The organism is Mesorhizobium sp. M1D.F.Ca.ET.231.01.1.1, from assembly GCF_003999155.2.
Classification (GTDB): domain Bacteria; phylum Pseudomonadota; class Alphaproteobacteria; order Rhizobiales; family Rhizobiaceae; genus Mesorhizobium.
On the sequence record NZ_RZOZ02000002.1, the window covers coordinates 558942 to 583717 of the forward strand.

Genomic DNA, 24776 nt, shown 5'->3' on the forward strand with positions numbered 1-24776 from the left:
ATTCGACAAACTATGCGGACGAGGCGTCAGTCAATTCTAGGATGTAACCAATGCCTCGGATGGTCTTGATCCGTGGCGTTGCACCTGATCTGGTCAGATGTCCCCGTAAACGATAAATTCCGACTTCAAGCGCGTTGGCAGACACGTCGTCGTTGAATGAATAGAGGTGATCTTCCAATTGCGCACGGGGCACGATGCGGCCTGCCCGGTTAAGCAGGTGCTCTAGAATACAGAGTTCGCGACGTGCGATCATCATTGGGTGCCCATCAACGAAAACCTGGCGGGCGACCGGATCAAAGTCGAGATTGCCAAATACGAGCCTCAGGTCGGTCATCTGTGTCGCCCGGCGCAGAATGGCTCTCATTCTGGCAATAAGCTCATCGGTAGAGATGGGTTTGAGCAGAAAGTCGTCCGCACCACCGTTGAAGATCGCAATTCGCTTATCGAGATCGTTAAGGCTGCTCATAATGACGGCAGGAACTGAATGCCCGTGGGTCCTCAACTGCCTCAGCCAACCCAAGCCATCGCCATCTGGCAGAGCCAATTCCAGCAGGAGAATTTCATAGCTGGCGCAAGAAAATGCACTCGAAGCCAGTTCCAGAGTACCAACGACATCAACGACGAAGCCGCCATCCCCGAGCGCAAGTCGCATGGCGCGCGCAAGATCCGCATGATGATCCACGAGCAGCGTTCGCATTTCATCTCCTCTCGAAGAGGGACGGCCCATCGAACGCGTCACCGGCGGCCATCTGATCGGAGCACACGGCGCGCAACTCGTCGCAGCTCTCGGAACTGGTCCGAGTCGGAGGGACATGCAAGTCGCTCGGTGGCAATAGGCGCGGGTGAGGACCAACTGACGGGCTCAAATACGCCGGTCGGCGAACCCACGAGGCCAGCAACCCGCGTGCGATTTCTCGTTGCATCATCTCTCCTACGTGCAGCCCCTGCGCTCGCAAGGCAGCGTCGCGGCTCAGAGCCCGATTCCCACAGAGGGTAGGGTTAGCTTTCGAGAAACTGATTGAACAAATCGATTATTTGGATCGAATGCATCCACGGTATGGATGCAGCGCACCATCTTCAACGACTGCGGCGTCCTGATGCACTGTTGTGTCTGTCGTGCTCTGCTTTTTTCGCTGTCCTTCAAGGCTGGCGAGCCTGGTGGAACCTGCGCGTCATTGGCTTGGTAGCTTGAATGCTCAACAACGGAGCGCCCTGCGCAAAGCCGCTCTCATTTCCAAAAAGCCTTGCAATCTGGTTGGAGCACTTCGCGCTCGACACCAAAATAGGCGAGGAAAACTGACGTCTGACAGGGATGTACATGCAACAGCCGATTTGCGGCACCAGCAAACGACCGCGTTCAGGCTGAAGATCGACGACCAACGGCTCCTCGATTTCCGCACCGACCGCTTTTACAAGCTCTTCCTGTGCGGGCGGATGCCGGCAAACAGCAGCACAGGGTCAGCGAAACCGGGAGCGGGCCTGCTTGATCGCCATGATCACATTGCCGCTGTCGCGCGTGCGGAGCGGAATGCAATCGGTCCAGCCGGCGGCAATCCGGTCAGCACCATCGTCTGCACGAAGCTCCCTGACGAAGACGTGCCCGAATGCGCTCAACAAAGCCGGGCGGCGGATCTTTCCAATCGCCGAAGGTGCGGGCTGGCACCGAGCGGCGAACTGCGAACTCATTCCTGCCCGGCGGCGCTGGCCGCCGCGAGCGTCGATGCGGACCCAGCCGCTCCGAATCCTCCCACAACACGATGAGCGCGTCGCGGACATCGCTGCCGTAACAGCGGCTGCGGCTCTTGCCCGCAGACGGCCTCTGCTCACGACGGTTCATAAGACGGATCGCGCGCTTGCGAATAATAGCCGGTTACCGCCTCGAACTCATCCAGAATGCGCCGCTTGTCAACGCCGCAATAAAGCTCCACGATCGCCGCTTCACCGTGTCGCCATGCTGAGCCGCGCCATCCTTCCCCCGAACCGGAATGGCACGACCTGTCCATCCCCTTTGGAACAGGACACTATTGGTAACATTTTGCTTGAGGCAATGCGGCTCGTTGCCTTCCTTTTCGCTGACCGGAAGGGTACCGGAAGTCGTCTATCGCATTTTACCCGCTGAAAGCGGCAACACCTCGACCTCAATCGCAGATCATAGGAAATAGACGATCGCGTCGGGGCCTCAGCATCGGTTCACCGGGTTTCCGTCATCGACTGAAGCGAATTGCCCCATCGACCGTCACCGGGTGGGCCGCGATACGTCGCCGTGTATGATTAGCGAGCGCACGTAGCGGAGCCATAGCTCTCCACCCAGCCATGTTCCCCTAGTTGGAAAATGTCCGGCGGACCAGAGGTGCTGTCGTCAGCTTTTCCTGAATAGCGGCCAAGGCAATCCCTACCAGTCCATCACCACCTTGCCGGAACTGCCGCTCTTCATCGCATCGAAACCGATCTGAAAATCGTCGATGCCGATGCGGTGGGTGATCAGGCCGGAGACATCCAGCGGACCCTGCACAAGCGCGATCATCTTGTACCAGGTTTCGAACATCTCGCGGCCGTAGATGCCTTTGAGATGCAGCATCTTGAAGATGACCTTGTTCCAGTCGATCTCGAAGCCGGTCGGCGCGATGCCCAGAATGGCGATCTTGCCGCCATTGTTCATGGTGTCGATCATGTCGCGGAAAGCGGGGGCGGCGCCTGACATTTCGAGCCCGACGTCGAACCCCTCGGTCATGCCGAGCACCGGCATGACGTCGCGCAGCTTCTCCTTCGAGGCGTCGACGACATGCTGGACGCCGAGTTTCTTGGCTAGCGCCAGCCGCACCGGGTTGATGTCAGTGATGACCACTTTGCGCGCGCCGACGCATTGGGCGACGAGCGCGCCCATGATGCCGATCGGCCCGGCGCCAGTCACCAGCACGTCCTCGCCGACCAGATCGAAGGACAATGCGGTGTGGACGGCATTGCCCAAGGGATCGAAGATCGCGGCAATCTCATCGGGCACATCGTCGGGGATCGGCACGACATTGTGCTGCGGGATCGCCAGATACTCGCCGAAGGCGCCTGGACGGTTGACGCCGACGCCGAGTGTGTTGCGGCACAGATGCCCTCGCCCGGCGCGACAGTTGCGGCAATGGCCGCAGACGATGTGGCCTTCGCCCAATACACGCTGGCCGACCTTGTATTCGGTGACCGCTGCGCCGAAATCGGCAACGGTGCCGACGAATTCATGGCCCGTCACCATCGGCACCGGCACCGTCTTCTGCGCCCACTGGTCCCAATTGTAGATGTGCACGTCGGTGCCGCAGATCGCCGTCTTCTTGATCTTGATCAGCACGTCGTTGGGGCCGATTTCCGGCACCGGCACCTCTTCCATCCAGATGCCCGGTTCGGCCTTGGCCTTCACAAGCGCCTTCATCATGTTCGACATCAGGATTTCCCTATTCCGTGATTGCGCTTCTGGCGAGATAGCCTGCACAACGGGAAGGTAGGCCACTAACTCGTTTGAACGTCCGGAATGGTCAGCCCCGCCTGCTCGGCCTCGCGGCGCAAATTCTGACGGGGCCTGGGGCCGATCTGCTGGATCACCAATCCGGCTGCCAGTGAGCCAAGGTCGCCGCAAGTCTGCAGGTCGCGGCCTTGCGTGTAGCCATGCAGGAAGCCGGCGGCATAGAGATCGCCGGCGCCCGTCGTGTCGACCAGTTCCTTGATGGCGGTCGCCTTGATCACCACGGTCTCGTCGCCGCGCACGATCACCGAGCCTTTTTCCGAGCGGGTGACGGCGGCGATCCGGCAATCCTTGCGGATCTGGGCCAGCGCCTCGTCGAACGACGATGTCTGGTAGAGCGACTTGATCTCGTGGCTGTTGGCAAAGACGATGTCGACCGTGCCCGAGCGCATCAGGTCGAGGAATTCGTCGCGGTAGCGGTCGACGCAGAACGAATCCGATAGCGTCATCGACACTTCTCGGCCTGCCGCGTGCGCCAGCTTCGCCGTCTGGCGGATTGCCTCCTTGGCGCGCGGCGGGTCCCACAGATAGCCTTCGAAATAGGTGACCTTGGCGCCGGACGCCTTGTCGGCTTCGACATCCTCAGGGCCAAGCTCGACGCAGGCGCCGAGATAGGTGTTCATCGAGCGCTCGCCGTCGGGCGTGACGAAGATCATCGAGCGCGCCGTCGGCGGCTCACCCTTGAGCGGCGTGGTGCCGAAGGCGACGCCCTGCGCATGGATGTCGTGGGCGTAGATTTCGCCCAGCGCATCGTTGGAGACCTTGCCGAAGAAGGCCGCGCGGCCGCCAAAGCTGGCGACGCCGGCCGCCGTGTTGCCGGCGCTGCCGCCGGACGCTTCGATCGCCGGACCCATGCGGCTGTAGAGCAGTTCGGCGCGTTGTGTGTCGATGAGGTTCATCGCGCCCTTGATGATGCCGTTGGTCTCGAGGAATTCCTCGTCGCACTGGGCGATGATGTCGACAATGGCATTGCCGATGCAAAGCACGTCATAATCCGGCATCAAAATCTCCGCCAAAACCCGAGCCGGCTTCTTGCCACGCCGGCCGGGCGTGGTCTCGCGAGTTGAAATGGGTTGCCGCATGCGCTTGATCCAGCCGCCCTCACGCAGCTGCCGGTCCGGCTTCACGCAGCAAATCGTCAGCTTTGTCCGTCTTCTCCCAAGTGAACTCAGGCTCTTCACGCCCGAAGTGTCCGTATGTCGCCGTCTTGCGGTATATCGGCCGTAAGAGATCAAGCATCTTGATGATGCCTTTCGGTCGGAGATTGAAAACCTCGAGAACAAGGCGCTCGATCCTTTTTTCCTCGATCCTTGCGGTTCCGAAGGTATTGACCATGACAGAAACCGGACTGGCCACGCCGATCGCGTAGGCAAGCTGAACCTCGCAGACCTCTGCAAGGCCGCTGGCAACGATGTTCTTCGCGACATACCGGGCGGCATAGGCCGCCGAGCGGTCAACCTTGGATGGGTCCTTGCCCGAAAAGGCACCGCCGCCGTGACGCCCGGTCCCACCGTAGGAATCGACGATGATCTTCCGTCCTGTGAGGCCGCAGTCGCCGGCAGGCCCACCGACCACGAACCGCCCTGTTGGGTTGACCAGAAATCTGATCCCCGAAGTATCCAGGTGGGCCGGCAGGACCGGTTTTATGATCTCCTCAATGACGCCTTCGCGGACCGTGGCTTGTGAGACCGCTTCGTCATGCTGCGTTGACAGGACTATGGTATCCAGCGCCACCGGGCGGAGCCCTTCGTAGCGTACCGACACTTGAGATTTCACGTCCGGACGCAGCCAGCCAAGCTGTCCCGCTTTCCGGACCTCGGCCTGTCTTTTCGTCAAATGGTGAGCGAGTTGGATCGGCAGGGGCATCAATGTATCCGTCTCGTTGCATGCGAATCCAAACATGATGCCCTGATCCCCTGCCCCTTGCCCGAGATCCTGCCCTCGTCCTTCATCAACGCCCTGGCTTATGTCGGGCGACTGCTCGGTGAGGGCCAGAACGACGGCGCAACGTCGACCATCAAAGCCAATCGCATCATCGTCGTAGCCAATATCGAGTATCGTATCGCGGGCGACTTGGCTGTAATCGATGTGGGCATGGCTGGTGATCTCGCCAGCCACAACGACCATCCCCGTCTTCACCAACACTTCACAGGCGACGCGCGCCTTCGGATCGGTGCGCAGGACCGCATCGAGAATGGCATCGGAGATGTTGTCTGCCATCTTGTCGGGGTGTCCCGCGCCGACGGATTCGGAAGAGAACACGAACTGCCTGGTCATAAAAATGCCCTCGCTTCAAGTGCTGGAGTTAGTGAGGAGTTTCTGGATTGGGGTGGCTTATCGGTCGCGGATGCCGGGAACATCGAACGCAGTGCAGAAGTCGGCAACGTCTCTTCGTACGCTCGCATGAACTTCCTGGTCATCGGGCTGGCGGCAGACCGAGTCGATGAAAGCGGCGATCTGCACCATCTCCGTTTCGCGCATGCCCATGGACGTCACCGCTGGTGTCCCTAAGCGGATGCCGCTTGTCAGCGCCGGATGCCGCCGGTCGCCCGGGACCATATTGAAATTCGCAATGATGCCTGCACGCGATAAGCGCTCCGCATAGGCTTTGCCTGACAGCGGCCGGTCCCGAAGATCAAGGATCAGCATGTGATTGTCAGTGCCCCCAGTGACGAGTTCATAACCTCGCTCCAGAAGCGCCTGGGCCAGAGCCTTGGCGTTGTGGACGATCTGCTGACCGTAGACACGAAAGGACGAGTTCGCTGCTTCCTGCAAAGCGACGGCAAGCGCGGCGATAGTATTCATATGCGGTCCGCCTTGCAGAAGAGGGAACACGGCGCAGATTGTGTTTGCTCTTCGGATGATGGAGGGGCTGATAACGGTCTTCATTCCTTGATAAAATGAAGCCACCCCGGGGACCGCGGATCGACTTGTGAGAGGTGCTGGTGACCACATCGCAATGGGACACGGGGTTCGGATGCACTCCTGCGACAACCAGGCCGCAGATGTGGGCGATGTCAGCCACCAGATACGAGTTCACCTCCGAAGCAATTTCGGCCATTGCCGCGTAGTCAAAAATACGCGGATAAGCAGTTCCGCCGACCCAAATTAGCTTCGGGCGTTCCCGCTTGGCGGTCTCGCGCAAGTGGTCATAGTCAATTTGCTGTGTCTTTTCGTGCAGCCTGTACGGGACGCGCTGATAATCGCTGCCGGAAAAATTGACGGACCAACCGTGAGTCAGATGGCCGCCTTCGGGTAAAGGCAAGCCCATGACTTTGTCACGGGGGCTCAAAAGCGCGCGATAGACAGCCTGGTTGGCTGGCGAGCCTGAATAAGGCTGGACGTTGGCGTGTTCACTGCCAAATAGCGCTTTCAGGCGCTCGATCGCGAGGGTCTCAAGCTCATCGACGATCTCGTTTCCGGCGTAGTAGCGCGCACCGGGGTATCCCTCGGCATACTTGTTGGTGAAAATCGACCCGGTCGCTTCCAACACCGCCGAGGAGGCAAAGTTCTCGGAGGCGATCAGTTTGAGAGTTGTCCGCTCCTGACGCTCCTGTCTTAGAAGCAGTTCGTGAACGCGGGAGTCGACGGCGGCTAAGTGAGGCCGCCCGTAAGTGTCGGGCTGCGCGATGGCGCCGCCGGCGGAGTTATCCATGGTAGTCGCGCTCCATTTGGACTGATCTATTTCACGATCAAGCAGGCGGTCCCTTCAACCGCGCGTCTTGTATTGCTTCCAGGCGTTGTAGGTCTCTTTTATGATGGCCATCATCGTGGGGCAGGAGATCGACCACCAATTGAGCCAGCCCGCCATCCTTGCCTCCTGCTTGCATATGGTACGAAGACTGCGGACGTTGTTCGTTGCAGCAAAGAAAGTTGGCTCTGCCCAGCCGCCGAACGTGGCGTCGAACCTGCTCGCGAGGCAGACTGGTAATATCGGCCAGCTCGCCGACGGTTAGATCCGCATGCGCGCAAAGGCCCAGGATTCGAAGGCGATCAAGATGCGCTGCCGTCCTTAGGCGATTTACCAGTGTCAACATTGGTTGGCATCAACCCGGACGGGATGCAGCAAGCCGCTAGCCCTTCTATCCCCATCAATCCGCATGAGACCTCTCTCGTCATTTGCTGTAAATCCGCTGGTATGGATGCTAATGGAAGATGGATCACAGTCCTTTCTACGACTAAGACGCCAGATATTGGGGCTAATGTACCACCTGACAGGAGACTACACTCACGAACATTATGTGAATTTTTTTTAACGTTGCTGAGAATCAAGGGTGAGGTTTGGCGAATGTCTCGCCGTCGACTGTCGAATCCTGCCCGACGGGATTATGGGGTGCGTAGCCTGCTTGTCCTTTCCACATGACCAGCGACGATGGGGCGGAGGCGGCAGACATAGCTCTGGAGCATGCTGCGGTATCTTTGGCCTGAAGCCGAGGAAGGCGGACCGTGGCTTCCGCGCCGCTGCCGGGAGCCCGCGAACAGGCCAAGTTGATCAGCCGGGTGTTGCCGTCATAGAGCGTGAGACCCAAAGCTGGCCAGCCGCGCCCTGAGGCTGACGCACCGCTCAGCGTCCACCTTGCTCTCGAAGCCCATCGGCATAGCGCCGATAACGACTTGACCGCGTGCGTGTCGACGAGCGATCGGTGAGCGCAAGGATCGAGGGTGCAGTGCAGGATAATGCTGTTTTAAATCAGCGCTGTTTTCAGCCGACTGCCTTGAGCGTGGGCACAAGGATATAGGCCCAAGGCAGGAGATCATCGTCTGCTGTTCGGGAGGCCGCCCTGGGCGCGCGACAGCCGTTCCTTCGGCTGCGCCGCTCCGCCACCATCCGCGCCGTGCCTTCCGGAGACCATTCCCGCTGCCGGCCGGCGCCCGTGAAAACCTCGACCCGGCGCACCGGCTCGAGATGGCTGGGCTCAGCGTAACTCTGAAGTCGTCATATACCGAAGCCTTCACAGACTTCGGACATCCCCCTCACAGTCCGATCCAGATGGCGTCAGGAACACCGCTGCGTTGATGCGGATGAACCCCTGCTTGTGCCACAATGACCCTTATGTCAGCGCGCGAGCCAAAGCTTCCGCGCAAGGCGACGGCTAGGATAAGGCAATGCCGACGAAGGGCACATTGCTTGCCACACTCTGGAATGATGGCATGCTCGGAAGGCCTAGGCTTTGCTCAGGGCCGCCTGCAAGGCGCGCTTTGAGGTTATTCACATAGCCTTCTGCGTAGTCCTGCGCCGTCGAGACCGAAAGATCAATGCCTGCCGCCAAGGCCTCTTCCATCAGGTGCTTTACGAGCCCATTTCGAATGGCCAGCTTGACCTCGGGGCCTGCGATAAGGCCGATCGCCTGCGCGGCCATATTGAGGCCAGCTTCCTCCAGCGCTCGCTTCATATCGCCTCCGTTAATGGCCGTACGCAGGAGATTGGCTGCTTGCGACTCAGCCTCGAGAACCATCGAGGCAAGATCGGCTACTTGTCCGAGGCCCGGAATGAAGCTGAGCAGTCCCACCGCCGTTGCCGCCAAGTCGAGCACTTTCGTCTCGATTTTGAGCACGGAGTCGACGACGTGCATGACGGCCCCGCCGTTCTTTTTGGCTGACTTAATGTCAGGCTGGTCCATCAGGCCCATCTTCATGTCCGCGACGGCATTCTGCTCTTCTGCGGTTTGGGCGCCGTGGGTGATTGGCTGCTGAACGTTGCGGTTCGCAGACGACATGTTTGTGCAAAAATGGGCAAAGTCTTTTTTGCTGATATTGCCGGAATCAACCGTATGCCCGCCGCCAAAGTCGAAGAATTTATGATGGGTCTTATAGCCCGTGATCGAATTGTTCAGGAGGCCAAACAGAAGAGGATCTGAAAGGAGCTGAGAGGCTGCTTCCCGCACTTTCGGATCAAGGCTCTTGTCGTCTTTCATTTTCGCCAGTTTGTCGCGAGTCAGAACACCGCTTCCAAAGAACGTGTCCTGATGGTCCTTGATCATCTCGACCGTATTCAGCTCAGTTTGCGTGAGGCTCATCGACGATGAGGCGACTTGCAGGAAATCCTCTTTGTGCATCTTCCCTTTCGAGCCACCGCACAACTGGTTCCAAGCATCGGGGTGATCGAGGAAATATTGCGCCGCCGCAATGACCTGGGGCGGAAATTTGCCGTTTTTCGATTCGCCGCCGACCATTTTCTTGAACTCATCCAGACTCAGGTCCTTGGACAGATTTTCGGAGTACCGGTAAAACTCCCGCAAGGCATCGCTCAAGGTCATGACCGAAGGCTGCAAACCTCCGCTGCCGTCGGATGGTATGTAGTTCTGCTCGTAGCTTCGCGCTTGGGCTTCCTGAAATGCAGCAACTTGTGGGTGGTGGTTTGAAAATCCGGCCAAGTCCTTGGCGTTGATCTTGCCTCCACAGCGGCCGTCGCCCTGCGAGCCAATCGCATAAAAAAGTCCCGAATCCTGCTGCAGTCCCCGGATCGCCGCTTTCAGATCCGGTGGCGTAGAGGGATCATTGGCTTTGTCGGTCAACGACTTCCAAGTAAGCGGGCATTGGTCCTTGTGACGGTTGAGTACCGCAACAATCTGCAACTCAGCCGTGGTCAGCGACCCACCGTTCCACGTGATTCCGGGGCTCGGCCTGGGAGCCGGCTCGATCTTCGGAGTGACGCCGAGCAGATGTTGGGCTTCAGTCGCCTTGGAGCGTTGCGATTGGTCCTCCTTGAGAGCCGCCCTCATATTTGGCGGCAGCAGATCCAGTGGGTGTTGCTCCAAGCCATTCAATGTCAAGACATCCGGTGCCAGATGGCCCAAAGGGTCCTGCCGCAATTTATCCATTGTCGAATCAAGATTCGACGCTGGCAGATCCCCTTGCGCGAAAGAGCCGGGCTTGTCTGCCAGCACACAAGTGGACAGCATCGCTTCGAAGCACGATGCACTTTGCTGATGCTGGGTCGCAAAATGGGAAACTTTCAGGCCCGGCCAACCCCTTGCGGACTGTAGCGAATTTGAGCGGTAGAAAGTTGAAAGATTACTGGCCGACATTATGCATCCTCAGACGTGACGTTGAAATCCCCACAAGAGACCCCGACAGAAGATCCCTTGCGTTTCACAAAATTCGACAATTCCAAGCGTCGGCAGGTCACGAATGCGCCTGCCCTGCCTTCAATTGCTGTGTTCCGGGCCGGCTCCAAGGTTCGGTCCAACACAATGGCCGGAGTCACCGCGAGAGCTGCCGGGACTCATCATGAGCGGATTAGCTTTCGAGAAACTGACGAGTTTGCGAAGAGTTCACAAAGGGGTAGCCGCAGTCATGTTCTTCAGAGCTGCGGGAAATCCTCAATGTTCATTTCTTGCCCAGCTCAGGCTTCCCGCCAACGCTATCCTGTTGTGGGATGTCAGAAGAATAAGAAGCATCCGGTCGTCCGTCGCGAACGACCGTAGTGGAGGAGCCGCGAAACAAGATCAGCACTGATTCCTTTGGCGTTGCCGCTATGTGAGTCTGCGCCTGCGCCTGCGCCACCAAGCCGTTAAAGGTCTGCTCCACGAGTGCGACGAAGCGCGGTGGACCGGAAACGAAGACGAGGCCATTGCCTGGCACGGGTTTGACCACATAGCGCTCGTCGGAGATATCAAGCTTGTCGAGAGCCCCCTTGAACGCATCGAAGCGAATCGACGTCATCAAAAGCATTCGAGTTTGCGATTCTTGTGCAGCAGACACATAGAGCACAAGGCCGTCATAGTACCATTGTAGACCGTAAAGGTTCGTCAAGCGGTCGAGGAACGCGCGCGGTGGCAAATCAGGCATACGTCCGCGAATTCGCCCCTTCACCGCAGGACTGATGTTGACCCTGATATTCAGGTTGTTGCCGAATTCCTGCAACGCTGCAGCGAGCTCCTGATCCAGAACCGTGTATCTATAGGGTGTCGCCGGAAGGGACAGCGGGACTGCATGCGCCGGGTGAATCCCGGTGGACAGAAAAAACCCGGCACAAAGAAGTCTCAAAACATGCAGGGTGACGGGTTGGATAAGCGTTCTCGGCATGTCGCACTGATAAACCAAACGCTGAAATCATCACAAGTGACTAAATTGCCGAAGAGATTTTAGATTGTCGAAATGACGCCGCCGTTAGTCAGCTTGTTGTCAGCTTGCCCCCCTAGGAGTGTTGCGCCGACACCGGGTGATGAATGGGCGGGGCTCGCCCGGTCAGAGAGAGCAACCGAGTCCTTACATGATGATGCCTGTCACGTCGATCTCTGCCACTCTAACGGCTGGCCTCCCCAGGGTCGGATCACCGTCGATTGTCGAGCAGGCCCAGTTTGAGCGCGCCTTAGGGCATGCAGCCGACTCGCTGAAAAACGATGCCGCCGCGGGGCCAGCGAGTGCGGCGCCAGTTGCTGCGGCGATGGATGTTCAGCGCGCGGCTGCGCCGACGAGCGGCATGGGCGATCGCGTGTTGCAGACGATTTCCTCCCTATATCCACACAACACTGTTTCCTTCCCCGCGCTCGACCATGACATAGCCCTTTCGAAGGGCGCTCTACCGGGACCGGCGCAGAAGCTTCCCGTTCCAGGTGAGGCGGGAACCGGAATCTCGGGCATTCCCCAACAAGGGCAAGACTTCGAAACGATGATGGCTGGTCTTCGGGATGTTTACAACGGCGTCACCCAGGTGGCGCTTATCTCCAAAGGCGTCAGCGGCGTCACATCATCCGTGAATAAACTTTTGAAGGAAGGCTGAACCGCGCGCATGATTGGCTTGGCCGAGGGCGAAATCATGCGTGGCCTGTCAGGGTGGCGGTCGGTTAGACTTGTCATGCTGCCAGTTCTCGTCGCCCTCACTGCTTGCAAAGCCGACCTCTACACGCAATTGCAAGAGCGTGAGGCAAATGAAATGCTCGCACTTCTTGAAGACAACGGGGTCGCCGCGATCCGGGTGGTCGCCAAGGATGGAACCAGCACGATCCAGGTTGACGAAAAGCTGCTCGCCTTCTCAATCAACCTTCTGAACGCCAAGGGGCTGCCGCGCCAATCCTTCAAGAACCTCGGTGAGATATTCCAAGGATCAGGCCTGATTGCCTCGCCGACCGAAGAGCGTGCCCGTTACGTGTATGCCCTGAGCGAAGAGTTGTCGCGGACGATCAGCGATATCGATGGCGTTTTTTCTGTACGTGTTCACGTCGTGCTGCCGCATAACGACCTTGTGCGAGCCGGTGCCACGCCATCCTCGGCCTCGGTGTTTATCAGGCACGACGCAAAAACAAATGTCGCGGCTCTGCTGCCAAAGATAAAGATGCTTGTAGCCGACAGCATCGAAGGCCTGTCCTACGATAAGGTGGAAGTGGTTTTGGTGCCGGTAGAACGGTCCGCACACGAGCAACGGCCCGATCCGACTGCTGTTTTGCCACAAGCATCACTACCTCTTCCTGCGCCACTTCTGGCGACCGTAACAGGTTTTGCCGCAGCCGTATTCGCCGTGGCCTGTTATCTCTTGATCGGCGTTGTTACGCGTCGGCGCAAGCAATCAACCGGCGTTTCCAAGGTCGAGGGGCGCCGGGATGCTTCTGCTGTCGAGGCCATTCGCAAAAGAATGCCTGCAATTGGACGTGGGTGACATCTCATTGCCAATGCCTATACAGACCGCCCGACCTGATGGTCCGCACTTTCCGGGCGCGAGCGAGCTTGCGGCTTCGGCCCATCCAACCCGTCTTGCGGCGCGTCTTGATCCAGCGTTATCGGCCGAAACGTTAGTGAAGTTGCAGAAGTGTTCCAGACTGCATCCAAGGCTGGCAGAATTGCTGGGCAACGATGACGTGGATCTGAACCACATCGGCTGCAGGCCGGACCTTCTACGCGGGCATGATCCATATCGAGCGGCCCTTCTTGCTGGTAGTATCTGGCATGCCCGTTCGCTGGTCGCGTTTGTCTCTCAGCCTGAGCTTGCCATCCTTGTTAAACGCATCGGCGTGGATGCACACGCATTCGGAATCCGACACCTGCTGCATGCTGTTGACAAAAGACTGATCTCGGACCCAGAAAAACTCGCTCAGCAAATCGAATACGATGGACACGCATGTCTTGGAGCTTGGCTCCAGGACAGTTCAGCGACCGAGCGTAACCGCGTGCTTCTTCGATTGCCCGAGGGGACTGCCGCGGAGACTCCAGCACATGAGCATTGGACCGCCGCCGGCCAATTGCTTTCACTTGTAGTAGCTCATTTTGAGACAGAGACCCCGGTGAAATGACAGTCGAACTTTCCGAGGGGCCAATAGCGCCGCAGATGCGTCCAGTCGGACCACTGATACCCGCGAGCGAGCTCGAAACCTGGCACAGCGCCGCGCAAGCCCTTGCCGCGGCAGAACGGCATCGGCAGCGCGTTCGAAACTGGGCACGCGCGGTTTACCAGCGGGCGTGGGCGCGCGGCCACATGGAGGGCTCGAATGCAGGCACCGAGGAGATGGCAGGGTTGATTGCGGAGACAATCTCCGAAATCGCGCGACGAAAGGCGGCTCTGGAGCAGGAATTGCCGCAGCTCGTGATGGAAATATTGAGCGATCTTATCGGCGCTTTCGATCCGGGCGAGCTATTGGTGAGGGCTGTTCGTCACGCCATAGAGTGTCAATACAGCGGCGCCGACGTTTGCCTTCATGTTTCTCCCATGCAAGTCGACATGCTTGCACGAGAGTTTGCTCGATGCGACGGCCAGGATGGTCGACCAAGGGTGCGGATCGAGCCCGACCCGACATTGTCGCCGCAACGCTGCGTGCTGTGGAGCGAGTACGGCAATGTTGACCTTGGACTTGACGCCCAGATGCGCGCGCTGCGCCTTGGTTTCGGGACGCTCTGTGAGAAAGGCGAGCTATGAGAAAGCCCGTCCCAGAACATAACGCTGACGCCGACACTCGAGCTCTCGTTCCAGCAATCTCGTCTTTGAGGGCTGCGGCCAAGCGAATTGACACGCGTGCGGTGCGCGGTCGGATCACGCGGGCTATCGGCACACTGGTTCATGCCGTCTTGCCAGACACTCGTATTGGGGAACTTTGCCTCCTAGAGGACCCGCGAACCGGGCTGTCGCTCGAGGCCGAGGTGATCGGCCTGTCGGGTGATGGTGTATTGCTGACACCGATCGGGGACTTGGTGGGCCTATCCAGCCGCGCAGAGGTCGTGGCCACTGGCCGAATGCGTGAGGTGCCCGTCGGCGGCGATTTGCTCGGTCGCGTGATCGACAGTCGTTGCCGCCCATTGGACGGCAAAGGCGAAATCAAGACCGTCGAAACTCGGCCCCTGCATGGCAGAGCCCCCAATCCGATGACGAGGCGCATGATTGAGCGGCCATTCCCGCTTGGGGTCCGTGTCCTCGATGGTCTGCTGACGTGCGGCGAGGGCCAGCGGATCGGGATTTATGGCGAGCCAGGTGGTGGCAAGTCGACGCTGTTGTCACAGATCGTAAAGGGTGCCGCCGCTGACGTCGTCATAGTGGCGCTCATAGGCGAACGTGGACGGGAAGTTCGTGAATTCATCGAAAGGAATCTTGGTGAAGAGGGCCTTCTCCGTACGGTCGTCGTGGTTGAAACATCCGACCGCTCGGCGGTAGAGCGTGCGCAATGCGCTCCAATGGCGACTGCGCTCGCGGAATATTTCCGCGATCAAGGCCTACGCGTTGCTCTCATGCTGGATTCGCTGACGCGCTTCTGCCGCGCTATGCGCGAAATAGGCCTTGCTGCGGGTGAGCCGCCGACGCGACGGGGCTTTCCTCCTTCCGTTTTTGGCATGCTGCCAGGCCTGCTCGAGCGCGCCGGCATGGGTGAGCGGGGCTCAATCACGGCCTTCTATACGGTGCTTGTAGAGGGTGATGGCACGGGTGATCCAATCGCCGAGGAATCGCGTGGTATTCTCGATGGCCATGTCATCCTCTCACGCGCTATTGCGGCGCGATCGCATTTCCCCGCTATTGATGTGCTGCAGAGTCGCAGCCGCGTCATGGATGCAGTCGTTTCGGGGACACATCGCAAGGCAGCATCCATTTTCCGCGAGCTCCTGTCGCGCTATGCCGAGACCGAGTTCTTGATCAATGTTGGCGAATACAAGCCAGGTGGAGATCCCCTGACTGACCGGGCTGTCGCGTCAATCGACGAACTGAGGGAGTTTCTGCGCCAGAGCGAAGATGACGCGTCAGATTTCGAGGAGACGGTCGCATGGATGTCGCGTCTGACCGCGTAAACTGGATTCAGTCTTCGAGGTTACGGCTTCTGAAGGAAATGCAAGAGCGTCGTGCCCTTGGCGAGCTGTCCAAGAAGGAAGCCCAGCGCGATGTGGCCGCCTCAGCCGTACAAAATGCCTCTAGGGAGCTTGCAATGATACAGCAACATTGTTCAAGAAAAGAAGCAGCGCTCTATCAGCATCTGATGTCACTCGACAACTTGTCTAGCGCAGCGCTCGACCGTCACCGCCTTCACACTGAACAACTTGCCGCTGAGATCAATTCCAGACGGCAGATGCTTGATGATACCCAAATCGCTCAAGAGGAGGCTGAGATGGCGGCGTCCAGGACGAGGGAGCTATGGGTCATATGTTCGGCGGCAAGGGACAAATGGCAACAAATCGAGGACGACGTGCGGCGCGCCGTCGAGACTCATTCGGAGGCCGCAGCCGAGATCGAGGCCGACGATGAGATACTGCTGAAATATGCGAGGGGGTCGCTTGCCTAAATGCCGCGCAACCGGATCCGACGGTCGCAAGAGGTCGTCCGAATGACACGACCGTGCAGTCTTTGATAGGCGCTGCGGTCACACCCGCCATGTTCGAACCAGTTCTGAAACTGTCCCACACGGTTGTCTCGTGGCTCAATGATACAGCAGCGCCGCGCACGCCGTTTCAAAGCCGGATCAACGAGGTGCCGCTATCGGTGCGAACGGCAGGGCTTGTCTGGCAGCAGGAACCTGCTGCCATTCCGATGCTTGACTGCGTCTGGAGAGTGGGAGCCGAAACGGTCATCTTGTCACTGTCGCGCCCGCTCGTAGAGGAGTTCATCACGACAGTGCAGAACGGCTTGGCCTTCCCTTCCGAGCCAACTGCTTCGCTAATTCTCGAACTCGCTCTGGAGCCGCTTGTCACTCGACTGGAGGAGACGACGCGTCTGAACGTGCAACTCGTGCGGGTATGCGAAGCCACGATGCTGGCTCCTCATCTTGAACTCGACATCATTTTCGGCGCGGTCAAGGGCAAGGGCCGTCTATTCCTGTTCACGCCACTTGACGGCTTAGTACCGCCTGCGTTTCGCGCGCTAGGCGAACTGCTTGCCCAGTTGCCGCGGCAGCTGGGCGGGCTGCCTCCAGAGCTCCCGCTCATTGTTGCAGGAGAGGTCGGCACGCTTCGCCTTCCTGCGGCGCTTCTTCGAAGCGCATGTGTCGGTGATGCATTGTTGCCCGATATTGCGCCGTTCGGCCGCGGCCAGATCACCCTAGCTGTCGGCCAGTTGTGCGCCGAGGCGGATCTTGACGGCGATGAATTAATCTTGCGGGGGCCTTTCCGCCCGCGACCGTGTCCTTTGGAGAGTGCGCATATGACACAACCCGGATCGCAACTGGAGCTTACTAAGGATCTCGACGATGTCGAGATCGTGCTTGTCTTTGAATGCGGCCGCTGGCCTATTTCTCTTGGGGAATTAAGAAGTGCCGGCGAAGGGCATATTTTTGAACTTGGATGGCCGATCGACGGCCCGGTCGACATAGTGGCCAATGGTCAGCGTATCGGGCGTGGCGACATTGTCCGCATCGGAGAAGAGCTGGGCATCAGGCTCCGTGGCGGGTTTGCATGCAATGAGTGAAGCTCAGCCGACAATCCTGGCGCTTCTTGCGGTTACCGCCGGACTCGGTCTGCTGGTTTTAGCAGTTGCCACGACAACGGCCTTTGTAAAGGTATCAATTGTTCTTTTCCTCGTCCGCAATGCGCTCGGGACCCAGACCATACCACCCAATGTGGTGCTGTACGCCGCGGCGATGATCCTCACTATGTTCGTTAGTGCGCCCGTTGCTGAGCAGACCTATGACCGCATGTCGGATCCCAAGCTCCACTATCAGACATTCGACGACTGGGTAAGCGCCGCTAAAGCCGGAAGTGAGCCCTTGCGCGAGCATCTCAAGAAATTCACAAATGAAGAGCAGCGGCGATTTTTCCTATCTTCGACAGAAAAGGTCTGGCCAGAGGAAATGCACGCTGCAGCCACGCCTGATGACTTTGCAATACTTGTACCATCTTTCTTGCTATCAGAATTGAAGCGCGGATTTGAGATAGGATTTCTACTTTATCTGCCTTTTATTGTTATAGATCTGATAGTGACAACTATCTTGATGGCAATGGGTATGTCGATGGTCTCACCAACTGTTATATCTGTCCCGTTCAAGATCTTCTTGTTTGTTGCCATTGATGGTTGGTCAAAATTGATGCATGGGCTTGTGCTGAGTTATACGTTACCGGGAGGCTGATCATCACTGAATCCAGCATCATTACTCTTATGAGCCAATCACTGGTGGTTTTCATGATCTGGATTCTACCGCCGCTCATTGCATCAGTGGTTGTCGGCCTCGTCATCGGCATCCTCCAGGCGGCGACGCAGATCCAGGATGAAAGCTTGCCGCTCACCGTGAAGCTTCTGGTCGTTGTCGCGGTGATTGGGCTGTTTGCTCCTGTGCTAAGCGCCCCGCTCATAGAGCTAGCCGATCAGATCTTCACCGAGTTTCCCGCAATGACACTTAGCTACTAGTCCGCCCCATGGACGCGCCATCGGCCGATATTCAAATTCTGATCCAGACGGCTCTCGAACTCGTCGTTGCGGCAGGTCTTGGGGCAGCCCGCGCGATGGGCATCATGCTGATCTTTCCCGTATTCACACGCTCGCAGATCAGTGGGCTGATCCGGGGCTGTTTGGCTGTTGGCTTCGCACTACCATGCCTGGCACACGTCAGCGGCGGATTGCCGGCGCTGGATCCTGATACGCGCCTGATCCAGCTAACCCTGCTCGGATTCAAGGAAGTTTTTGTCGGTGTACTCCTTGGCACTTTTCTTGGCATTCCGCTTTGGGGCCTTCAGGCTGCCGGGGAGCTTATCGACAACCAACGCGGCATCAGCAGCCCGACCGCTTCGGCCGATCCCGCGACGAACAGTCAGGCTTCCGCGATGGGCGTTTTTCTGGGGATCACTGCGATTGCCATATTCGTCGGATCAGGAGGCCTGGAAACTTTGATCAGTGTCCTGTACCGCAGCTACTTGATCTGGCCGGTGTATCAGTTTCACCCGACACTGAGTGGGCCAGGAGCAATGGAGTTGTTGGGGCTTCTCGACAGCATAATGCGCACGGCATTATTGGTATCGGGGCCTGTCGTGTTCTTCCTGATACTGATTGATATATCGATGATGCTGCTGCGTCGCTTTGCCCCGCAATTTAAGGCGAGCCAACTGTCTCCGGCAATCAAGAACATTGTCTTTCCAGTTCTCATGGTCACCTACGCTGCCTATCTGGTGGAGAGCATGAAACTGGAGGTCACACGTGCCAACGGCGTGCTGGAGTGGTTCGACAAATTGCTGCCATGAGCGACACAAGTGAAGAGAAGACACACGCCGCCAGCCCGAAGAAGTTAAGTGAAGCGCGCAAAAAAGGACAGCTGCCACGTAGCTCCGATTTCGTCCGCGCGGTCGGGACTTGCGCTGGGCTCGGCTACCTTTGGCTAAGAGGCAGCGTGATCGAGGACAAATGCCGGGAAGCGCTCCTATTAGCCACCAAGTTGCAGAGCCTACCTTTCGATACCGCGGTGCCGCAGGCATTGGTTGTGCTCGTCCAACTCACAGTCGCGGCTGTTGGCCCGCTGCTTGGAACCCTTGTCGCCGCGGTGATTTTGGCCAGCCTGCTAGCCAATGGTGGATTTGTCTTCTCTCTGGAGCCGATGAAGCTCAGCTTTAAGAAAATTGACCCCTTTGAAGGGCTGAAGCGCTTGGGGTCTGCTCGTTCCATGGTCGAAGTCTGCAAGACCATGTTCAAGGTATTGGTTCTCAGCGCAACCTTTTCCATTGTCCTTCTCGGGATGTGGAAGACAATGGTCCCTCTGCCGATCTGCGGCATGGGCTGTGTTGGCCTCATCTTTATGGAGACAAAATTGCTGATGGGAATTGGCGCCGGCGCACTGCTGGTCGGCGGACTGATCGATCTTCTGCTCCAGCGCGCGTTGTATCTGCGCGAAATGCGCATGACCAATACCGAAGTGACGCGCGAGTCGAAGGATCAGCAAGGAGCGCCAGAGTTGAAAGGTGAACAGCGTCGCATCCGCGAGGAGGCGGCCGACGAGCCTGCGCTTGGCGTGCATCGCGCCACGCTGGTCTTAACAGGAAGGGCGGTCCTGATCGGTCTGCGTTACGTTCGCGGTGAAACCGGGGTGCCGTTCTTAGTTTGCCGTGCCGAAGGTGAGCGCGTTTCACATGTGTTGAGCGAGGCGCGGGCACTACGCCTGACGATCGTCCATGACCATGTCTTAGCGCGTCAGCTGATAGGCACTACAAAACTCGGCCACGCGGTTCCTATGCAATATTTCCAGCCTGTCGCGAAAGCATTCTTTGCCGCAGGCTTGGCCTAGTCATTGGAAGTCCACGACTGCCCAGTTCAAAACTGACCTGGCTCCATGCTAGTGGCAAATGTCGGCTGGCCATCCGTGCCCCAGTGTCTCTGTCAGGCCAACCGCGCAACCGCGGGCCTGGGGCAATCACTCCCCTCGGATCTGCCACCCAGCAACTACGGCAAGTCCTCCGGGCATGACCTTGCAGCCTCTGCTGGCCGGTGCGTGGCGCAGTCCGAGGTTTTGAGGCCGGCAGTGCGGATTTGATTGGTGCAGCCGTTGGAATGCCCTCGTCAGCTAGTCGTCAACTAAGCGCCCTATGTTGAACAGCCGTGCTAACTTGAGCTCGGTTGCGAAACATAGGAGTACGAATCGTCATGTATGGTCGAATTGGTGGCTCATCCGATAGTTACCGCGCGCATAATGCCGGCGAGCAATCGGATGCAGGAAGCGAAGGGTTCGCGGACACATTTGCCCGAATGCACTTATCCGGATCGGAAGGTAGCGGCGCCTCATCATCGGCGGCTCCCCAAGCATACTCCCTCAATTCCCGACCTCCTGTGGTGGAGATCAACAGGACTTCCTTCAGGAGACAGGTGAGGCAATTTCATGGTGATGAAATCACGCACATCGCCGACAATCCTCAAGAGTATTCGGAGTTCGTATCGTCACGAGCCAGGCGCACCGCGGACGTTGCTCAGCAATATGGCATCCGTCGAGATACGGAGCACGCGCGATATTTCAGTTACCAATTGGGAGACCGGAGTGCCGGACTGCTGAGAATGGAAGGCGGATTCAGCATGAACGAGTTCGAATCGGAAAGTTGGCGGGAACAATTTCCTGGTCGAACTGAGGTCACTTCCATAGTGGATCTTCAAGTCGCCCATCCGCTCGTCGAAAATGCGGGCGATATTCTGCTGGAGCATCAACTTCGGATAGACGGCGACCGACCGTTGCTGAATTGGCGTGCGGCTAATCCGGAAGCACAAGCGCGCGCGCAGACGATGGGGTTTGTTGAAGTGGATCATGGCGACCTGGTGCTTGACCCTACGCAGCATCCCGACAAATGGACGAAGAACAGTGCCGGTGAGTGGCAGCGTGCAGGCAAACCTCCACTCTATCTCCACAAAACCGAGGATAGCGACAGCAGCGATAGCGGGTCCGACGACGATTTCATGTGATTTGTCGACCCGCCGCCGAGCCTTGCAACTGGTGACGGTTGCAAGGCTGTTGGCAGTGAATGCTAATTGTCCGGCGACAGCCCCGCCTTAGCGCCAGCGCCGCCGAGCAATCCAGCCCATCTCCCAGACAATAAACTGCGGATGCGCATCGTGGGTGCTTGCGAGCGGATTGTATTCGGGCCGGAACTCCGCCTCTTGGAACCGAGCTCTCCCGAATCCAATTTTCTCCACCACACCGTTGGGTCGTTGCGATGCGCCGATCCCGATCGGATCGGCTATGCCTGCTCCGCGCTCGCAGGAAGACCTTCCGCCTCGATCTTGGCGGCGCGATCTCGGCGATAAGTTGGATGGGAGGCAAGATACGCCGCCACGTCAACAGCCGGTAACGCGACATCGCAAATCGGCCCTGACGGTAGCCGATCGACTCCAATCGCCGGACCGCAACTCGCGCAGCGGCATTCGCGGTTTGGCCAGGAGAAATGCTCGCTGACTCACAGCGTGGCCGGCCGCATTCTGAGTGCCCTGTCATGCAGCCTGCGCCGACGGGAGCTCGGCACGCGAATGGCGTGGTTGGCGGCCAAGCCCTGAGGTCAACAAGGACTTACAGAAAGCGGGGGTGAGTTTGCCGCGATGAATTATGACCTTCTCGCGACCGGACCTAGCATCGGCTTCCTCTCGCTCTCGATTGTAGCCGCGCTGTTCGTTGGATTTAACGTGGCAAGCGGTGAATTCGGAATCAGCCAGCCCTTCCAAGTTTCTGGCCATGACGGGGCGACTCGTGTGGATGTGCACCCACATCGGGCTCGGCATCGCACCATTGACCAGCATCTTGGGCTGCAGCTTCATCTCAAACAGCTTTCCTGGCTCGCCACGCAGCGCGACCGGTGCCTCCGGCGGCATCAATTCGTCGGCATTGCACAAATGTTCCAGGTATTTTTGCGCCGGAAATGCGTAGGTCTTCATGCAATCAGTCGTAATGCCGGCTTTTCCTTCATTCAATGCGTTGGCCTGTCCCAGCACCATGTTCAGCAACCCTTTGAGCTGGTCTGTGCGTTCGTGCACTTTGGGTAGCTGGGTGGAGGTGAGTAGCAGGCGTACATTACGCCCCTGCAACCCGGCGAGACAGGTTTGCATCTCAATGGCCTGGGCTCGCAGGTACTGGGCCACATCGTCCACGACCTTACCGGCCTCCTCAGGCTTCATCTGGCGCACTTGGGAGACGACGCTTTGCTGACCGGCCAGATCGAACTGCAAAAGTTCGTCCAATCGTTTGAGCCGCTCCGTCAATACCTCCATTGACAACGCGGCGCCCCCGATTGTCGAGCCTGCCCCCGACGAACTCGCAGCCACCTCTTGCGCTCTCACCTGTGTACTCGCAACTTGATCCGAGCGCGCGAGAACCTTGGCTGCTGGCACTGTGCCGGCGTTCGCAGCGACTGGTGTTGATGGCTGCCCGGCGGCAGAAGTCCCGGCGCGAGCTGCCGACTTATGCTTTGACTTCCCTTTCCTTCGCGCTGTAGTGCCTTCTGACACTGCAGCCGTACCAGCAGTGCCAGCCGGTATCGCAGCGCCTGCCCTGGCCGGCATCGCAGCGCCCGCCTGGGCCTGTGGCGCCATGATGGCTGACGGCGGAGACTGCAGGTTCAACAAGTGCATGGCATCGTGCGCAGTGATCCATGCATCGTCCACGATCCGTTCGAACAGTTTCAATGGGAGGCCGGCATCTGGGTAGGTATGGCTTAGCTTGGTATGCACCTCGTGCAACGCCAATCCAAAATCCGAAAGCCGCTCCATGATTTTTTCTACAACCGCGCAATCATGAGCGTTGAGTGTTTTGCCATCATCCATTATGCCCTTCGCCAAAGAGAGGGCGCGAAGAGCTTCTTGAGCGGCGCTTGCCATCAGCTGCACCACTCCATTTCGACCGACGAGGAGTTCCTTCAAATCTGGCTCGAACCTGCTCGCCCGCAGTTCAATCTTGGCCCGCGCAAGACCGATCCGCTCACGGACCAGCCAGATCCTGACACTCAGTACCGAGCCGGCACGCAGCCGCAGTGCGCACCGCTCGGCTTCCCGCATCACGGGCGTTCCACTGGATAGGCTAGCGGTGGCAGCGCAGGCGGATCGCTGCCGTTCGGAGCGCCATGCCTTTTTTTCCCACCACTTAATTGCCGCCGTATGGTGGTTCTCCACATTTAAAATCAACAGCTCCTGCCGGTCCGCCTGGGAGTAGGAGTAGAGTTTATCGACCATACCTGCCGCTTTCTTGGTCTTTTTGTCCAATTTCGTGATCGTCGACAGGCCAAGTTTGTCTACTTCATTCGCGGCGTCGCACACGATCTGGCAACATCTACGCACCTTGTCGTCTGGCATAATTGTCTGCGCCTCAGCCGCAGGCAGGCTAGCGCGGTACTCCAGAATTGCTGAGGCTGCATCGACGACCCGACTGATCAGCTCCACCGCCTCCTCGGGGACGTCGGTTTTCCTGGCCGCAGCCTCGCAATCAGTCAGTTGTTGAACAAGACTGTTCATTCTGAGCTGTGTCGGACTGATATCTTCATTTGACGATGAGCTGGTGCCTTCCACCTGCGCGGTTGATAGTTGGCTACCGACCGGCGCCATGGCTTCGCCCTCAGACATGGAGGGAGAACCGCGCCGCCTTGCGGCTGCGCCACGTGGCGCTACGGTTCCGCGTGGTGGCGCAGCGGCTCCACGTCGCGGTGTGTTCAGGATTTGATCTTCGCCAATCGAGGCGCCTGGCAGACTTTCGCGGGCATCGCCTGGACCGCGCGCAACTGGAAGGGAGGAGGGCCTCCTATCGGCGTCCCCAGAGCGCATCTGCTCCACAACGGAATCGAATGACTGTCCACCTTCTCCCGCAGCAAGACTTGATTGCGAAAGGGAACTGCTCGCCCGCCCCGCGCGGCTGGCTCCAGTTTCAGCCTGCGATTTCCGTGGTCGGCCAATGCCCTTCATATTGCGTCTCCGTAGTAGGCGAGAATGTGCTGCTATTGTGCTGGCGGCTGACGAGACCAGCGGCATCTTTCGGTTAACGTCACGGTCAGCCAGACCCGCGACGGCGTAATGTTCCCGCCAAAGTGCTTCTCAGTAGCAGGCCAAGATTGGCCCGAGCTCACAGGACTTTCGCAACGTTGCCATCGATGTCCTGAGATTATCAGCGCTTCAGTCCGCCGATTTCCAGGAACAGCGAATGAAATCAGACCAACTCGGCTAGCTCCCCTTCCTAGACACGTGCCTGACGATTTTATTGATGCGTCACTCCTCTCGTTCGCCACCGACAAAGTCACACATTTGCTTCAGAGAAGCGTGTGCGTTGCGTATCACGCGGACCATTTCGATCTATAGTTACAAAAAGTGTCGAGACGGGACCTTTGGATCCGAAGGTCAGGCACGGCCGGCCTAGATAGACCGCTTGGCTGACGATTAGCTGACGATGGGAGTTCTCACGAACAGGGCAAGAAAATCCGACCGCTTCAAGCTTTC

General features: G+C 58.3%; 20 protein-coding genes and 2 pseudogenes. 13 read left to right on the forward strand and 9 right to left on the reverse strand.

What is annotated here, in order from left to right:
• Positions 1-10: 10 nt before the first annotated feature.
• The 6 genes and pseudogenes from EN874_RS09105 to glyA all read right to left on the reverse strand — a co-directional run bounded on the left by EN874_RS09105 (position 11) and on the right by glyA (position 7160).
• The gene (locus tag EN874_RS09105) at positions 11-697 is read right to left on the reverse strand and encodes a response regulator transcription factor (RefSeq protein WP_024505585.1); all 687 of its coding nucleotides are present in this window, start codon (positions 695-697) and stop codon (positions 11-13) included.
• 812 nt (positions 698-1509) lie between these two features.
• A pseudogene (locus EN874_RS34325) lies at positions 1510-1678 on the reverse strand (transposase); the annotation flags it as partial.
• Between the two features lie 714 nt (positions 1679-2392).
• Positions 2393-3427 (reverse strand): L-threonine 3-dehydrogenase, encoded by a 1035-nt coding sequence (gene tdh, locus EN874_RS09115; protein WP_126063920.1) that lies wholly within the window; start codon positions 3425-3427, stop codon positions 2393-2395.
• 65 nt (positions 3428-3492) lie between these two features.
• The gene (locus EN874_RS09120) at positions 3493-4506 is read right to left on the reverse strand and encodes an adenosine kinase (RefSeq protein WP_126063919.1); all 1014 of its coding nucleotides are present in this window, start codon (positions 4504-4506) and stop codon (positions 3493-3495) included.
• 100 nt (positions 4507-4606) lie between these two features.
• A complete protein-coding gene (gene metK, locus EN874_RS09125; protein ID WP_063169265.1) occupies positions 4607-5782 on the reverse strand; it encodes a methionine adenosyltransferase in 1176 nt (391 codons plus the stop codon).
• A 57-nt stretch (positions 5783-5839) separates the two neighbouring features.
• Positions 5840-7160: pseudogene (gene glyA / locus EN874_RS09130) on the reverse strand (serine hydroxymethyltransferase).
• A gap of 100 nt (positions 7161-7260) precedes the next feature.
• Here glyA and EN874_RS33660 point away from each other — a divergent pair.
• Positions 7261-7461, forward strand: a complete 201-nt coding sequence (locus EN874_RS33660; protein WP_024505365.1) for a hypothetical protein — start codon at positions 7261-7263, stop codon at positions 7459-7461.
• Positions 7462-8598: 1137 nt separating this feature from the next.
• On the opposite strand, the gene EN874_RS09145 is transcribed toward EN874_RS33660, so the two are convergent.
• Positions 8599-10533, reverse strand: coding sequence for an HrpF/NolX family T3SS translocon protein (locus EN874_RS09145; protein WP_127427540.1), 1935 nt, complete (start codon positions 10531-10533; stop codon positions 8599-8601).
• A 301-nt stretch (positions 10534-10834) separates the two neighbouring features.
• A complete protein-coding gene (locus EN874_RS09150) occupies positions 10835-11533 on the reverse strand; it encodes a secretin N-terminal domain-containing protein (RefSeq protein WP_024505367.1) in 699 nt (232 codons plus the stop codon).
• 187 nt (positions 11534-11720) lie between these two features.
• Here EN874_RS09150 and EN874_RS09155 point away from each other — a divergent pair, with 187 nt between their 5' ends.
• The 12 genes from EN874_RS09155 to EN874_RS09210 all read left to right on the forward strand — a co-directional run bounded on the left by EN874_RS09155 (position 11721) and on the right by EN874_RS09210 (position 21272).
• Positions 11721-12230 carry a nodulation protein NolB gene (locus EN874_RS09155; RefSeq protein WP_024505368.1) on the forward strand — a complete coding sequence of 170 codons (510 nt, stop codon included), beginning with the start codon at positions 11721-11723 and terminating at the stop codon, positions 12228-12230.
• Positions 12231-12239: 9 nt separating this feature from the next.
• Positions 12240-13103, forward strand: a complete 864-nt coding sequence (sctJ, locus tag EN874_RS09160; RefSeq protein ID WP_024505369.1) for a type III secretion inner membrane ring lipoprotein SctJ — start codon at positions 12240-12242, stop codon at positions 13101-13103.
• A complete protein-coding gene (locus EN874_RS09165; RefSeq protein WP_269470858.1) occupies positions 13048-13734 on the forward strand; it encodes a nodulation protein NolU in 687 nt (228 codons plus the stop codon). Before sctJ ends, EN874_RS09165 begins: the two co-directional genes overlap by 56 nt.
• A complete protein-coding gene (gene sctL, locus EN874_RS09170) occupies positions 13731-14354 on the forward strand; it encodes a type III secretion system stator protein SctL (RefSeq protein ID WP_024505371.1) in 624 nt (207 codons plus the stop codon). The genes EN874_RS09165 and sctL overlap by 4 nt, the downstream gene beginning before the upstream one ends.
• A complete protein-coding gene (sctN, locus tag EN874_RS09175; RefSeq protein ID WP_024505372.1) occupies positions 14351-15709 on the forward strand; it encodes a type III secretion system ATPase SctN in 1359 nt (452 codons plus the stop codon). The genes sctL and sctN overlap by 4 nt, the downstream gene beginning before the upstream one ends.
• The gene (locus EN874_RS09180; protein ID WP_032899688.1) at positions 15685-16197 is read left to right on the forward strand and encodes a hypothetical protein; all 513 of its coding nucleotides are present in this window, start codon (positions 15685-15687) and stop codon (positions 16195-16197) included. Before sctN ends, EN874_RS09180 begins: the two co-directional genes overlap by 25 nt.
• Before the next feature lie 89 nt (positions 16198-16286).
• Positions 16287-17315, forward strand: a complete 1029-nt coding sequence (gene sctQ, locus EN874_RS09185; RefSeq protein ID WP_095769044.1) for a type III secretion system cytoplasmic ring protein SctQ — start codon at positions 16287-16289, stop codon at positions 17313-17315.
• On the forward strand, positions 17308-17973 hold the full coding sequence (gene sctR, locus EN874_RS09190) for a type III secretion system export apparatus subunit SctR (RefSeq protein ID WP_029354851.1): 666 nt from the start codon (positions 17308-17310) through the stop codon (positions 17971-17973). Before sctQ ends, sctR begins: the two co-directional genes overlap by 8 nt.
• Positions 17974-17975: 2 nt before the next feature.
• Positions 17976-18251, forward strand: a complete 276-nt coding sequence (locus EN874_RS09195; RefSeq protein WP_024505375.1) for an EscS/YscS/HrcS family type III secretion system export apparatus protein — start codon at positions 17976-17978, stop codon at positions 18249-18251.
• An 8-nt stretch (positions 18252-18259) separates the two neighbouring features.
• Positions 18260-19078, forward strand: a complete 819-nt coding sequence (gene sctT, locus EN874_RS09200) for a type III secretion system export apparatus subunit SctT (protein ID WP_024505376.1) — start codon at positions 18260-18262, stop codon at positions 19076-19078.
• Positions 19075-20112 carry an EscU/YscU/HrcU family type III secretion system export apparatus switch protein gene (locus tag EN874_RS09205; protein WP_024505377.1) on the forward strand — a complete coding sequence of 346 codons (1038 nt, stop codon included), beginning with the start codon at positions 19075-19077 and terminating at the stop codon, positions 20110-20112. Before sctT ends, EN874_RS09205 begins: the two co-directional genes overlap by 4 nt.
• Positions 20113-20468: 356 nt before the next feature.
• Positions 20469-21272 (forward strand): hypothetical protein, encoded by an 804-nt coding sequence (locus EN874_RS09210; RefSeq protein WP_024505378.1) that lies wholly within the window; start codon positions 20469-20471, stop codon positions 21270-21272.
• Between the two features lie 525 nt (positions 21273-21797).
• Here the strand turns inward: EN874_RS09210 and EN874_RS09215 are convergent.
• Positions 21798-23912, reverse strand: coding sequence for a hypothetical protein (locus EN874_RS09215; RefSeq protein ID WP_245454733.1), 2115 nt, complete (start codon positions 23910-23912; stop codon positions 21798-21800).
• Between the last annotated feature and the right edge of the window lie 864 nt (positions 23913-24776).

Coding starts and splice junctions, on each gene's coding strand:
- sctJ (WP_024505369.1), top strand. CDS start 12,240: ATGATTGGCTTGGCCGAGGGCGAAATCATGCGTGGCCTGTCAGGGTGG.
- EN874_RS09205 (WP_024505377.1), top strand. CDS start 19,075: ATGAGCGACACAAGTGAAGAGAAGACACACGCCGCCAGCCCGAAGAAG.
- EN874_RS09215 (WP_245454733.1), bottom strand. CDS start 23,912: ATGTCTGAGGGCGAAGCCATGGCGCCGGTCGGTAGCCAACTATCAACC.
- sctL (WP_024505371.1), top strand. CDS start 13,731: ATGACAGTCGAACTTTCCGAGGGGCCAATAGCGCCGCAGATGCGTCCA.
- sctT (WP_024505376.1), top strand. CDS start 18,260: ATGGACGCGCCATCGGCCGATATTCAAATTCTGATCCAGACGGCTCTC.
- metK (WP_063169265.1), bottom strand. CDS start 5,782: ATGACCAGGCAGTTCGTGTTCTCTTCCGAATCCGTCGGCGCGGGACAC.
- EN874_RS09180 (WP_032899688.1), top strand. CDS start 15,685: ATGGATGTCGCGTCTGACCGCGTAAACTGGATTCAGTCTTCGAGGTTA.
- EN874_RS09155 (WP_024505368.1), top strand. CDS start 11,721: ATGATGATGCCTGTCACGTCGATCTCTGCCACTCTAACGGCTGGCCTC.
- EN874_RS09120 (WP_126063919.1), bottom strand. CDS start 4,506: ATGCCGGATTATGACGTGCTTTGCATCGGCAATGCCATTGTCGACATC.
- EN874_RS09105 (WP_024505585.1), bottom strand. CDS start 697: ATGCGAACGCTGCTCGTGGATCATCATGCGGATCTTGCGCGCGCCATG.
- tdh (WP_126063920.1), bottom strand. CDS start 3,427: ATGTCGAACATGATGAAGGCGCTTGTGAAGGCCAAGGCCGAACCGGGC.
- sctR (WP_029354851.1), top strand. CDS start 17,308: ATGAGTGAAGCTCAGCCGACAATCCTGGCGCTTCTTGCGGTTACCGCC.
- EN874_RS33660 (WP_024505365.1), top strand. CDS start 7,261: ATGATGGCCATCATCGTGGGGCAGGAGATCGACCACCAATTGAGCCAG.
- EN874_RS09165 (WP_269470858.1), top strand. CDS start 13,048: ATGCTTCTGCTGTCGAGGCCATTCGCAAAAGAATGCCTGCAATTGGAC.
- EN874_RS09210 (WP_024505378.1), top strand. CDS start 20,469: ATGTATGGTCGAATTGGTGGCTCATCCGATAGTTACCGCGCGCATAAT.
- EN874_RS09150 (WP_024505367.1), bottom strand. CDS start 11,533: ATGCCGAGAACGCTTATCCAACCCGTCACCCTGCATGTTTTGAGACTT.
- sctN (WP_024505372.1), top strand. CDS start 14,351: ATGAGAAAGCCCGTCCCAGAACATAACGCTGACGCCGACACTCGAGCT.
- sctQ (WP_095769044.1), top strand. CDS start 16,287: ATGTTCGAACCAGTTCTGAAACTGTCCCACACGGTTGTCTCGTGGCTC.
- EN874_RS09145 (WP_127427540.1), bottom strand. CDS start 10,533: ATGTCGGCCAGTAATCTTTCAACTTTCTACCGCTCAAATTCGCTACAG.